This is a genomic window from Ruegeria sp. G7, assembly GCF_056535465.1.
The window spans coordinates 656,036-668,260 of record NZ_JBQFIL010000002.1 but is presented as its reverse complement, the minus strand read 5'-3'; the positions used below and the strand labels follow the sequence as shown (position 1 = coordinate 668,260).

Genomic DNA, 12,225 nt, shown 5'->3' with positions numbered 1-12,225 from the left:
TTACGTCTCCGAAATCAATGTTCGCGCGGGTCCAGCGCATCGCGCAGCCCGTCGCCCAATAGGTTGAACCCCAGCACCACGAGGAAGATCGCGATGCCCGGCCACATGGCCATCCACGGGGCCTGGTTGAGGAAGTTTTTGGCGGTGTTCAGCATCGACCCCCAGCTTGGCGCGGGCGGTTGCTGACCAAGGCCGAGGAAGGACAGCGATGCCTCGGCTATGATGGCCGTTGCGATGGTCAGTGTTGCCTGCACCAGCACCGGCGGCAGCACGTTGGGAAACACATATCGCGTCAGAATTTTGGGGGTCGGCAGGCCAATGGCGCGGGCCGAGGTCACGTAGTCTTCGGCCTTGACCGACAGGACCTGACCGCGTGTCAGGCGGATGAAGATCGGTGTCGCCGACAGGCCGATGGCGATCATCGCATTGGTCAGCGACGGGCCCAGAAACGCAGCCAGCGCAATGGCAAGGATCAGGAACGGCGCGGCCAGCAACGCCTCGGTACAGCGCGAGATGATGGCATCTATCCAGCCGCCGAAATAGCCTGCGACGATGCCCAGCGGCACACCCAGCAACACGGCGATCCCGACCGAGACCACGCCCGCCAACAAAGACGCCTGCGCGCCCCAGATCATGCGCGACAGCACATCCCGTCCGATCTCATCGGTGCCAAACGGATGCGCAGCTGTGGGCGCTTTGCGCACTGCGCCCCAGTCGGTGGCCGCCGGATCGGGCACGGGCAGGATCGGGGCCAGAAGCGCGATCAGCACGAAGAACGTGACCAGCACGCCACCCAGCATGGCGCTTTTATGCGTGCGGAATTTCTTCCAGACCCGGTTTTCGGGACGGCGCGCGAGGATAGGATCGGCTAAGGCCATGTCAGGCGTTCCTCAGACGGGGGTTCAACAGCACATAGGCTACGTCAGCCAGAAGGTTCATGAATATGAAACCCACGGCAGTGACCAGCACGATGCCCTGCACCACGGCGTAATCGCGGTTGAACACGGCGTCGACGACCATCTTGCCGAAGCCGGGGATGGTGAAGATTTGCTCGGTTAAGACCGCGCCCGCGATCAGTTCACCGAACAGCAGGGCAGTCAGCGTGACAATCGGCGTCAGCGCATTACGGAAGGCGTGTTTCAGGACCACGCGGCGTTCATAAAGTCCTTTGGCGCGGGCCGTGCGCACATAGTCGGACTTGAGCACGCCCAGCATGGCCGACCGCGTATGCCGCATCAATGTCGCGGCCAGTGCGGTGCCCAGTACAAAGGCGGGCATCAGCATGGTGGTAATGGATTTCACCGGGTCCTCGGACAGGGGCACGTATCCCGAGGCGGGCAACAGGTCGAGTTTCACCGAGACCAGCAGGATCAGCATGATCCCCAGCCAGAAATTTGGAATCGACAGCCCGGACAGGGCCACGATGTTGGCCACATAATCCGTGACAGTCCCTTTCTTGACCGCCGACAAAATGCCAGCCGGTATCCCGATCACCAGCGCAAACAGGATCGCCATGATCGCAAGCTGGATTGTAACTGGCAGCTTTTCCGCAATCAGTTCCGTCACCGGCTGATTGGTCCGCAGCGAAATCCCCAGATCGCCCTGTAGCGCATTGCCGACCCATGTCAGATATTGCACGGGGATCGGATCGTTCAGGCGATATTTTTCGCGCAGGAATTCCAGCACTTCGGGGTCGCGCTCCTCACCTGCCATGGCAAGGACCGGATCGCCGGGCAGCAGCTTTTGCAGGCTGAACACGAAGATCGAGATCAGCAGGATCGTCGGGATCGCAATCAGAATGCGGCGCAGGATGAAAGACAGCATGGGATCAGGGCTTTCGGGTTAAGGAACCCGCCCGGCTGGAGGTCCGGGCGGGTCGTGAGTGGCTTATTTCTCCAGCGTCACGCCTTCCAGACGGATCATGCCGTCGGGGTAAGGTGTGAAACCTTTGAGGCCATCATCAAGTGCCCAGATCCATGTCTGGTGATAGAGGTACACGATGGGCATATCCTGCGCCAGAATGTCCCGCGCGCTGTCATATTCCGCCTTGCGGGCATCAAAATCGGTCGAGGCGCGGGCGTTGTTCAGCATCTCGTCCACTTTCGGATCCGAATAGTGGCTGTCATTGATGCCGCCGCCAGTGGTCATGAACTGGTGGATGTTGCCATCGGGGTCCACGCGGCCCGACCATCCGATTTGGCTGGCCTGATAGTCCCCGGCGCTTTGATCGGCCAGCAGGGTGGCGAATTCCTTGGACGTGATTTCGATATTGATCCCGGCCTCGGCCGCCATGGCCTGAACCACTTGCATCAGCTGCAGCGGAACGGTGGTGTTGGGTACCTGAACCTCAAGATCGATCCCGTCCGGGAAACCTGCCTCGGCCAGCAGAGCCTTGGCCTTTTCCACATCGCGCGCAGGCACCGGGTGATCGGTGTCATACCACGGAGAGGTCGGCGGGAAGGGCTGGTTACCGGGGGCGAAGGCGCCCTCAAAGACGACCTGGTTGATCGCATCACGGTCCAGCGCATAGCTCAGCGCCTGACGCAGGCGTTTGTCATTACCCCAGGGGTTGTCGCCCTTTTCGCCATTGTTCACGTTAATGGTAATGCCCTGATACCCCAGTGAAACAGCACTTTCGACATTGATGCCACTGTCATCGTTGGCCTGCCCCAGATCGGTCGCGGCCAGACGTTCCAGCATGTCGATGTCACCCGACTGCAGGTTCGCAAGACGCACGGTGGTATCGGGGATCGGCAGGAAGGTGACGCTGTCGAAGTGAATTTCGCCCGCATTCCAGTAGTCCGGGAACCGCTCAAGCGCGATCCGGTCCTGCGCCACACGTTCCTTGAACTTGAACGGGCCAGAGCAGACCGGGTTCAGACCGAAATCAGCTCCGGCTGCTTTGGCCGCGGTTGGCGAAACCATCATGCCCGACCGGTCGGCAAATTGCGCAAGCAGCGTCGCATCGGGTGCGGCCATGTTGAAGCGGACGGTGTAGTCATCCACCACATCAACACCGGTCACCGATTTCAACTCGGACTTGCGGCGGGATTCTTCAAGGTTCTGCGATCGGTCGATATTGTCTGCCACCGCCTGTGCGTTGAACGGTGTGCCGTCATGGAACACGACGCCTTCCCGCAGGGTCATGGTCAGGGACTTGCCGTCCTCGCTCCACTCCCAGCCGGTTGCCAACTGTGGGATCAGTTCCAGATCTGGGGTGATGTCGACCAGCTTGTCACACAGCGAAGCATAAACGATCCGCCCGACGAAAGTGCGTGACTGATCAGGGTCCAGCACATCGGCATCCGATTGCAGGGCGATGCGTAGGTCCGCCGCTTGGACGGACAGCGCGGTGGCGCTCAGAAGGCCGGCAAGAAGGCCGGTTTTGAAGGCATTCATGATGTTTCCTCTCTGTGGGTGGCAGAAGCCTGGGGAGTTTGGACAGCCGCGCGATACAGCGCGAACCGCTCTTCTGCTCCGGCGCTGCGGCGTCGGGGCGGGGCCGGTTTTCCGGCCTCTGGTATGGTTTTCCAATGGTGGCAGGCGACGTGATGGTCGGCATCTGCCGCGTCCAGAACCGGCGCAGTTGTCCGGCAATTGTCCTGTGCAAACGGGCAGCGGGTATGGAACCGGCACCCGGCGGGCGGAGATGACGGGCTGGGTGTTTCGCCGTTCAATACCATGTGCTCTCGCGCGCGTCCCGGCTCGGGTTCAGGGATCGCCGACAACAAAGCATGCGTATACGGATGGCGCGGCTGTTCAAAAACCTGATCAGCGGGGCCGGTTTCCACAACCTGACCCAGATACATGACGGCAATCCGATCGCTCATATGCCGGATAACGGCCAGATCATGCGCGATGATGACCAGCGTCAGGTCCAGATCCTGCTTCAGGTCGTTCAGCAGATTGACAACCTGCGCCTGCACCGACACATCCAGTGCCGATACCGGCTCATCCCCGATCAGCAAGCGCGGCCCCGAGGCCAGCGCGCGGGCGATGCCGATGCGCTGGCGCTGACCACCTGAAAACTCGTGCGGATAGCGATTGGCGTGATCCGGCAAAAGCCCAACCTGCGCCAACAGCGCCGCAACCTTTTGGCGGCGCGCGCCTTCGTCAAGTTCGGGCGCGTGTACTTCAAGCGGTTCGCCGACCAGCTTGCCCACTGTCATGCGCGGGTTCAGAGATGAGAACGGGTCCTGAAACACAAATTGCATCTGTTGGCGCAGCGGGGCCATATCCAGGCGAGGCAGGTCCTGCACCTCTTGCCCATCGAACAGAACCTGACCGGATGTCGGCCGGTCCAGCCGCATCAGCAGACGCGCAAGGGTCGACTTGCCGCAACCGGACTCTCCGACAATGGCAAAGGTTTCACCGGTGCGGATGGTTAAGGAAACGCCATCTACGGCGCGCACAACGCTTTTGCGCTCAAAAAGCCCAGTGCCCAGGGTGAAATGACGTGTGAGGTCCCGCGCCTCAAGGATTACATCGCGCATTTGACCCCCTTGAGCTGTTCCAGCGGGGCATAGTGGCAGGCGACGGCGTGCCCCTGCCCCATCTGGGACAAGATCGGACGTTCGGCGCAGTCCGGGGTGGCAAAGGGACAGCGCGTCCGAAACCGGCACCCTTTGGGCATATCAGCCAGCGACGGCACGGTTCCGGGCACAGTGATCAGCCGATCCCGAGATCCCGTCATCCGCGGTACCGAGCTCATGAGACCGATCGTATAAGGGTGCTGCGGATCATCGAACACGGCATCCACGGGGCCGCTTTCAACGATCTGCCCGCCATACATGACCGCCACGTTTGTCGCGATTTCCGCGACCACACCCAGATCATGGGTAATGAACAGCGCCCCCATCCCCGTCTCAGCCTGAAGTTGGCGGATCAGATCAAGGATTTGCGCCTGAATAGTCACGTCCAGCGCCGTCGTCGGCTCATCCGCTATCAGCAGCGACGGGTTGTTAATCAGCGCCATAGCAATCATCACGCGTTGTCGCATTCCGCCGGACAATTGGTGCGGATATTCGTTCAAACGCTGCTCGGGTGCCGGAATCCCGACCCGGCGCAGCATGGCCAAAGCACTTTCTGCGGCCTCGGATCGGCTGCTATTGCGGTGATGCAGAACAGCCTCGGTAATCTGATCGCCAATCCTGAACGCCGGGTTGAGCGAGGTCATCGGCTCTTGAAAGATCATCGCCATCCGGTCGCCCCGGGTTTCCGCGTCCAGCTGCTCGGTGCGCAGGTCATAGGTGCGGCCCTCAAACTCCAGCTGCCCCGAGGGGATGTCGATGATATCGCGCGGCAGCAACCCCATCAGCGCCATTGCCGTCACCGATTTCCCGCATCCGGATTCTCCCACGATGCAGAGGGTCTCACCCGCCGATACCGAAAGGTCCAGCGCGTCCACCGCAGGCGCGTGCTGGCCGCGAAACGACAGGCTAAAAGCCGATAGCTTCAGGATCGCGGCTTGAGCGCCATCCTCAGTGCCGGAGCTTTGCTTGAGCACGGATTACAACCTTTTCGGATAACCAATATGCAATTGGTTGCATTTTTAGAAATTGGTTGTCAACGCATTGCTTTTGTTTTTTTCGCGGAGCTCCAAATGCAACATGCGCGGGTTTGCGGCGAGCGGATATGTTAGCTAATCGCCGGAGCATTCAGGGTGTGATCGTGCCTGTTGACACAACGATTTCGTACTGATGGCAGGGTAAAAACAGAAAACACCGATCGCCTATCCTGTTGATTTACAGCGTGTTAACTGTGTCCTCGCTCTTTGGGTCGTACCAAATCACGGCTTATCTGCCCAGGGAGAGAAAATGGATTGGGCGTCAACCATCCAGATATCTTTTTGTTAAGCTGGGGCTAGAGGCGATCAGAAGTGCCTAAAAAATAGGCGCGAGCCGGCCATAGAATTACTCTGGCGCGTTCCAATCTTGCAAGAGTTCATCTAACGGCTCTGAAAAGAGTGTCAGAGGGGCCACCGCAAAACCCATATCTTTGCAAAGCTCTGAGGCCGATGTGGTGAAACAGATGATCGACCGAACTTAACCGCTGATTTGATCGAAATCGGCTTGGATTGCCAAGTGCTCTTACCCACCAATCCTTGACTCGTGACGAGCTTTGAAACGTATTCGATCCAAGGCGGCAGTTGTAACTAGATGCTTGCCGGTGCCGGTACCGCGCATCATACGGTAGATTTAAGGATTCCTAAGCTGTGGCTCCGTCCCGTCAGTCTTTAGGTGAAAACCGCCCAAGTGCCGCAGCCATTGTTTGTTGAAGAATTTTTAGCTTGCCAGAGAAACCCGCGATTTTGGTCGGGGTTTTACCGCTGCTGGGATAGCTGCGCGACACCGGCACTTCGGTGACTCGCAGACCCAGTTGGCCTGCGCGCACGCTAAGATAGAACAGAAGTTCGTAAGCTTTGAATACATCGCGAAAAGGTTGCACTGCAGGGTCCAACAGAAACCGCGCAGAATAGGCACGATAACCATTTGTGGTGTCTGTTAACTTTGTGCCCGAGGCCAAGCTCAGCATCGGGGCGTGGATCATCCGGTTTGCCACTGTACGTTCAAGGGGCGTGTTTTCATGAGCGCCATCCGAGTGATAACGCGATCCCTGCACATAGTCGTAGCCATCGCGCATTTTATGCAAAAATAGGGGGATTGCGTCCATCCCGTCCTTCCCGTTTCCGTCCACGGTGACAATACCTTGGTACCCCTGTTTTAGCGCCCAAGCATAAGCCATGCGAAGTTGCGCGCTTAGTTTTCCAGGCCCTGTTTTGGTCAGTCGCGCTCGAACACCCACCGCCCGCAGAAAATCCGGTTCCAGCGATCCGTCGGTCGAGCCCCCATCGGCAATAATGATATCAATCGGATGGTCCAGACCGCTCAAGGTGCGCAATTGTCCTTGAATTCGCTCCCCCTCGTTCAGGACCGGTATGACCAGGACGAATTCGTATCGTTTTGGGCCTAGTTCCAGAATATCGAATTCCGGGACCTGCCAGTTGGTGTCGGAACCAGCGCCTCGCGACGAAGCGTTGTCTTGAATTGCAGTGTCTGAACCAGGGTGCATTCAAACATTCTCCGGGTGTTGATTAAGGCTGTTCACTGAACTGAAAAACCCAATGTTTCGAAAGTAAAAAGTTGACGACGAACGATACGCCTACAGCCAGACAAAGAACGACCATGGGTGGCGTTTGTGCCGGCAATAAGGCGACCAGGCCCCATACCGCCGCGGCCCGGACAGCCATCGTAACAGCGAGAGCCCCCAGATAGCGCATTCGGCGCGCTCGGGCGCCCCTGGCTTTCTGACCTGCAAACGTCCAACGATCGAGAACGAAAAAGTTAAAAACGGCCCCTGACGCAACACCTATCACGGCGGATAGTTCAAGCGGCAAACCAAGCGCCAACGCGCTCCGCGCGGCGGCAAGATCGACGACAAGGCCCAGCCCCACCGTGGTAGCATATCGCAAGAGCTCACGCCGATTCCGAGACATATCCGGACCTTCCAGAAAGAACATACCTGAAATCTGCATTCTTTAAGGCGACATGCCGCGCCCGAAGATGGGAAAACAGATCGTAAATGTTGTCGATCTTGCCCCCCAACACGGATGTAACCCTGCCCCCGCGGGGTTCCTCGTGGACAAGAATTGGGCGCCCGTCGTCAACCTCATTCTTCACAAGCACGGTTTTGATTTCATAGATAGAGTCGCCGCTCGTAATGCTGCCAACACACGGCAAATAGCGCGCCGCATCCAGCACCATGTGTCGGAGGCGGCTTGCCGGTTCAAGCCGGGAAAATGCCTCATAGGGGGAAACCGATTTTCCCTGATCTGTCCAACTGACGTGAGGAGTATAGCGTACGTGAGTTAACGAGTATTTCCCCGCTGCCGGGTAGGGCATCAGGGAAAAGAATGGACCATCCATAACTGTAACTGCATAGTTTTGCATTTCGTCAGGCGGGTCAACAAGCGCAACTTCCGTCATCTCGTGTTTTAGCCGCGCCAGCGGCAGCCCGGACCGCCTAAGAACATGATTGATCTGGGCATAGGTTACATTGAAGACATGGTCGGCAAGAATTTGGCTGCCATCTGACATATGCACGATCGCTGCCTGGGCGTCCGGGCGATCTTCGATCGATAGAACCTCGGTTTCAAGTCTTAGATCGAGCCCCAACGCGTCCATCCGCACCGCAAGTTGATTGGCCAAAACCGAGTAGTCAAACGCGAACTCATCTGCGCGAAAAACTGCTTCGACCCGGTCGCCATCAAACATTGCCGTTTCATGACGCGATGCCAATGCGATTGGGGCCTTCATGTTTTCAAACATCTTGTGAAATCGATTGGCTGACACCTTGGACCTTTGACGGGCCACCGCATACAGCATCTGAAAGTCCGATACGATTGCATCAGGAAAATCGGTCGCAAATTGCTGGCAAAGCTTACGCGATTTTAAGGCGGTCAACATCGAGCGCGGGTAGTGAAATCCGGAATGTAAACGTGCCTGATTAACCCGCGAAGCCCGGCTCATAATCTCTGAGCCGGCCTCGACTAAAACCACGTCCCGCGTTGTTGAACGCAAGAACAAAGCCAGACAGCAGCCATAGAAACCGCCGCCGATCACAAGATACTTAACACGCCGCGAAGAAGTCACGACGCACCACCAGCAGATTGCTTTTGGCCTAATGGCGTTTGCCGGGCGACCTCTTGCCGCTCGTCTTGGCTTTCGGTTCCATCCGTATCGACATTCAATGCGTTCGACACGCTTTCAAAGAGATCGACCGAGCTCCGCTCAGCCACCAGGTAGTCGATAGTACGGCCGCGTATGATCTCCATCACTTTGCGCAGCGTGACACAGATGGCAAATAATGCAGCCCCCAAAAATGCGAGCATCCCCGAAATCGACAGTGACAACGTGGTCCAGCCCTCGGCAATATCAGCTTTGGTCAGATAGATGGTCACTACGTAAATCGCAAAAAGCACAGCACTGACAAAAATGAAAGCCGAGAACAAAGCTACAGCGCTAAGCAGCGACGGCCCAGCTTCGGTCACCATTCGGAGCAGCAGGTCGGATCTGCTGGTCATGCGCCCCTTCCAGCTGGACTCGAGCACTTTAGCTTCACCTGGGATATCGGGTCTGCGCCGTAGCACCGTCAGCGAGTTGTCTCGGGGCGGAAAGCGAAGGGCCAACACGGGGTTCGCATCTGTAAGCAGCCGGTTCAGAACAGTGCGCGGAACCGTGGTGGTTTGCATGTCGCTTGTACTGGCCTGAAACCCGCTTGCGCGACCCAGAACGGTAATGAAGGGTTCCGCCAAGAGTACCTTTTTACGCTGGCCAAGAATAACTGCGTTTCGGTCCTGCGCTTCGTCGATCATTGCGGGAATATTGAAGCTGCTTGCCTCATTTACTGAAGTTATGACAACAAAGTCACCGATCGCCTCCGAGGCGGCGATCACGCGGCGCTGACTGTTGTCCAGCCCGTGTACCACCGACAAATAGCGAACATTCGGAACGGCAACCAGCGCCTCTTCCAGTGCGGTATCGTATCCGGTTTCGTTGACGACAAGTATCTCCCAATAGCGGTAGTTTTTCGTCAGCAAATCCGCTGTTCTGGTGATCTGAGGGACCGCAGCATCAGGAGCGTGGGCGTCGGTAAAACACACAGACACAAGTATGTCGTCACGCAGCTTGGGAACGCTCATCGGGCATCTCCGGTCACACAGCGTGCCCTAGACAGATTTTCAAGCGATGCATCTAAACCGGCCAGACCCTCTTCGGGTTGGCGCATTTCGATTGAAACGGCGTGCTGGTACTTTAGCGAGCGCAGGATTTGCAATACACGTGCTGTATCTTGTGGCTTGGCAGGCGCAGGCATCAGAAACGGCTCGCTGATATGGACATGGTTCAATACCGGGCCCGCGGCAATCAGTTGATCTTGCACGTGATCAAATGTGCCGGTCAGCAGCGTCGCACCAACGTCAAAATTCAGCATGATTGCAGCATGATCAGCACGTTTTACGAAAGCAAGCGTTTCATCAGGTGTAGTCAGAAAATTCGTGCCGTATTCGATCGGGTTGCATTCCATCGCGATTTTGGTGCCTTCGACTTTGGCGGCATCCGCTAGTGGTGTCAGAAATTCGATGGCTTTGTCGATGGCTCCGTTCGGGCTCAAGGTCGCTGGTCGCTGACGTTGCTTTGGCGAACCCATCACAAGATTTGGGACTCCCAGTCGACCGGCCAGCGTGATCGCACGCCTCAATCCACGCTCAAAAGCGGCGCGACCGGCGTCGTCACCGAATAGTTCAGCCCCATCCACGCCAAACAGCAGAGATTGCATCGATACCAGTGACAGGCCGAACTCATTTAGTTCGCTCTGGACAGACGCGATCTGTGTATCGGTTGGTTCGAATGGATCATCGGCAGTCGCGAACAACAGGCCAGGCGCTATTTCAAGCCCAGTGATCCCGGCCGCTTGGAGCCTAGCGTATGCCTTTAGACGATCAGCAGCAGACCAGGCGATATTGGAAACAGCAAACTGCATGGCCTAACTCTCCCTCGAGGCGGTGAAGAAGGCGGTCAGTGCAGCCAGAACATCATCTGCACTGCGATTGTAGGGGCCTTTTTGCCCAAAAAGTGGTGCATAACGGGTGCGCATATCCTCTTTGTGAAGCTTCCCGTTGGTTTCGGGCATTTCACCCCCCAAGAGCGCGCGATAAATGTCAGATGTCATAAGTGGTTCCGGCGCGAGGTGCAAAACATCCAAGTCAGCATCCAAGGCGCGGTCGATATCTTGTTTCAGCCGAGCCATTTCATAAAACTGATATGTCGTTTCACGATTGTGAAACATGACCGCGTTGACTCCAATTCCATCGGCCTCTGCGGTCAGAGCAGCATGGTCTCGCAATCCCGCCAATGCTGCACGATCAATCACATACATCCCTATCGCGTCATTGAAGGAATAGATCATGTCCAAGGCCGGAGCCAACGATTTAGGAAGCTGGATTTCCAGCATCTCATAGGTGGCTGCGTTCAGCATGGTTGGCATCGGGTTCATCAAATCGAACAGGAAGTTCTTCGTCAAACCTGACCCAAAAAGCGCAGGGAGACGGACGATAAGGCACTGCGGGAAATGAGCCTGACAAGCTTGCTCCAGCCTTCGCCGGTTGCTTCCGTAAGCGACAGTTTCCTGAAAATTCGTATCCGTTTCAGTATACCCACCATCGAAGCAGTCGAGGACTGCGATGGACGAAACCAATACAAATCTATCGGCCTGCATCTGCGATAGAGATGAAATCAGCGTGTCGATGCGCTGAGCATCGCGATCCGCATACTTGTTGGCTTCGAACATCGATCCCGGTGCGGCGGCGCAATATAGCGTACCAAATCGGTGACCTTCGGCGTGTTTCACCGTGCGTGAGTTGAATCCGCGTGCATCAGGCAGATCCCGCGCAAGTGTGGACCCGACAAAGCCAGTATGTCCTAGAATCCCGATATCGGGTTGTCCCGCCATGGTCAAATACACTCCAATCGGCTTCTTACTCATTACCTTTACTGCGGGCGATCGCAGCTAAATACAACAACACCCAGTAATCTAGTGACAGCCTGTCGGCAGGTCTTTGGGTCCCGCTTCCGGTGGTTTTTTGAGATAATCTCGCACCGTAGTAACGGGAGTAAGCACCGACTACTCTGCTGTCAAAAAGAAAAGCCAAGTCGCAGCCCCAGTTGAAATGGATCAGACTCAGAATCGACAAAGTTGACCAAAAATTACTAAGTTCAGCAATTGTTTGCGCCAGAATGCAATTCGACTGGCGTGATATGCCAACATTCACAATCGCCGCTATTGGGCCCGATTGTTTCCATCTCGAACTGCGCGCACAAAAGAGTGCTTAGTTGTTTACACAGCATCTACCGCTTCAGGGGGCGTTTCCAGCTGCGCTCTCAATTTAGTGATTTTGGCTATAGGTCAGAGTAATTCATCAACACAGTGGTAATCACTACGCGACACCTTACACGAGCAATGCGATTTAAAACAAATGGTTGAACGACCACCTTTGCTCATTCTCGGCTTGTGCTATGCTGAGCGGAAAGGGAAATCTGGCACGCGAGCAAAGGATTCGGGTTCGCAACAAACGGTCCCATCGAGTCAGAGCGATGGTCCATATAAGCGCTGTACTCGATGCATTTTGAGTTGTGGCTTAAGTCACACGCGTTTACTACGAGATGCAGT

General features: G+C 56.6%; 11 protein-coding genes. All 11 read right to left on the bottom strand.

Translation table 11 applies throughout. From position 1 onward, the window contains the following. Nucleotides 1-14: 14 nt before the first annotated feature. Nucleotides 15-878 carry an ABC transporter permease gene (locus tag ACR3EN_RS19845; protein WP_480821137.1) on the bottom strand — a complete coding sequence of 288 codons (864 nt, stop codon included), beginning with the start codon at nucleotides 876-878 and terminating at the stop codon, nucleotides 15-17. A gap of 1 nt (nucleotide 879) precedes the next feature. After that, nucleotides 880-1,824 (bottom strand): ABC transporter permease, encoded by a 945-nt coding sequence (locus ACR3EN_RS19840; RefSeq protein ID WP_480821139.1) that lies wholly within the window; start codon nucleotides 1,822-1,824, stop codon nucleotides 880-882. A gap of 63 nt (nucleotides 1,825-1,887) precedes the next feature. Further along, nucleotides 1,888-3,399 carry an ABC transporter substrate-binding protein gene (locus tag ACR3EN_RS19835; protein ID WP_480821141.1) on the bottom strand — a complete coding sequence of 504 codons (1,512 nt, stop codon included), beginning with the start codon at nucleotides 3,397-3,399 and terminating at the stop codon, nucleotides 1,888-1,890. Then, on the bottom strand, nucleotides 3,396-4,493 hold the full coding sequence (locus ACR3EN_RS19830) for an ABC transporter ATP-binding protein (protein ID WP_480870347.1): 1,098 nt from the start codon (nucleotides 4,491-4,493) through the stop codon (nucleotides 3,396-3,398). The genes ACR3EN_RS19835 and ACR3EN_RS19830 overlap by 4 nt, the downstream gene beginning before the upstream one ends. Next, entirely contained in the window at nucleotides 4,481-5,506 is a 1,026-nt protein-coding gene (locus tag ACR3EN_RS19825) for an ABC transporter ATP-binding protein (protein ID WP_480821145.1), read from the bottom strand. The genes ACR3EN_RS19830 and ACR3EN_RS19825 overlap by 13 nt, the downstream gene beginning before the upstream one ends. Nucleotides 5,507-6,228: 722 nt before the next feature. After that, a complete protein-coding gene (locus ACR3EN_RS19820) occupies nucleotides 6,229-7,071 on the bottom strand; it encodes a glycosyltransferase family 2 protein (protein ID WP_480821147.1) in 843 nt (280 codons plus the stop codon). A 22-nt stretch (nucleotides 7,072-7,093) separates the two neighbouring features. Next, nucleotides 7,094-7,495, bottom strand: coding sequence for a GtrA family protein (locus tag ACR3EN_RS19815; protein ID WP_480858412.1), 402 nt, complete (start codon nucleotides 7,493-7,495; stop codon nucleotides 7,094-7,096). Further along, nucleotides 7,476-8,651 (bottom strand): FAD-dependent oxidoreductase, encoded by a 1,176-nt coding sequence (locus tag ACR3EN_RS19810; RefSeq protein ID WP_480821151.1) that lies wholly within the window; start codon nucleotides 8,649-8,651, stop codon nucleotides 7,476-7,478. The genes ACR3EN_RS19815 and ACR3EN_RS19810 overlap by 20 nt, the downstream gene beginning before the upstream one ends. Next, a complete protein-coding gene (locus ACR3EN_RS19805; protein WP_480843219.1) occupies nucleotides 8,648-9,700 on the bottom strand; it encodes a hypothetical protein in 1,053 nt (350 codons plus the stop codon). Before ACR3EN_RS19805 ends, ACR3EN_RS19810 begins: the two co-directional genes overlap by 4 nt. Further along, entirely contained in the window at nucleotides 9,697-10,539 is an 843-nt protein-coding gene (locus tag ACR3EN_RS19800) for a sugar phosphate isomerase/epimerase family protein (protein WP_480821155.1), read from the bottom strand. Before ACR3EN_RS19800 ends, ACR3EN_RS19805 begins: the two co-directional genes overlap by 4 nt. Before the next feature lie 3 nt (nucleotides 10,540-10,542). Further along, nucleotides 10,543-11,541 carry a hypothetical protein gene (locus ACR3EN_RS19795; RefSeq protein ID WP_480821157.1) on the bottom strand — a complete coding sequence of 333 codons (999 nt, stop codon included), beginning with the start codon at nucleotides 11,539-11,541 and terminating at the stop codon, nucleotides 10,543-10,545. Nucleotides 11,542-12,225: the final 684 nt, after the last annotated feature.

Coding starts and splice junctions, on each gene's coding strand:
- ACR3EN_RS19845 (WP_480821137.1), bottom strand. CDS start 878: ATGGCCTTAGCCGATCCTATCCTCGCGCGCCGTCCCGAAAACCGGGTC.
- ACR3EN_RS19840 (WP_480821139.1), bottom strand. CDS start 1,824: ATGCTGTCTTTCATCCTGCGCCGCATTCTGATTGCGATCCCGACGATC.
- ACR3EN_RS19835 (WP_480821141.1), bottom strand. CDS start 3,399: ATGAATGCCTTCAAAACCGGCCTTCTTGCCGGCCTTCTGAGCGCCACC.
- ACR3EN_RS19830 (WP_480870347.1), bottom strand. CDS start 4,493: ATGCGCGATGTAATCCTTGAGGCGCGGGACCTCACACGTCATTTCACC.
- ACR3EN_RS19820 (WP_480821147.1), bottom strand. CDS start 7,071: ATGCACCCTGGTTCAGACACTGCAATTCAAGACAACGCTTCGTCGCGA.
- ACR3EN_RS19815 (WP_480858412.1), bottom strand. CDS start 7,495: ATGTCTCGGAATCGGCGTGAGCTCTTGCGATATGCTACCACGGTGGGG.
- ACR3EN_RS19805 (WP_480843219.1), bottom strand. CDS start 9,700: ATGAGCGTTCCCAAGCTGCGTGACGACATACTTGTGTCTGTGTGTTTT.
- ACR3EN_RS19800 (WP_480821155.1), bottom strand. CDS start 10,539: ATGCAGTTTGCTGTTTCCAATATCGCCTGGTCTGCTGCTGATCGTCTA.
- ACR3EN_RS19795 (WP_480821157.1), bottom strand. CDS start 11,541: ATGAGTAAGAAGCCGATTGGAGTGTATTTGACCATGGCGGGACAACCC.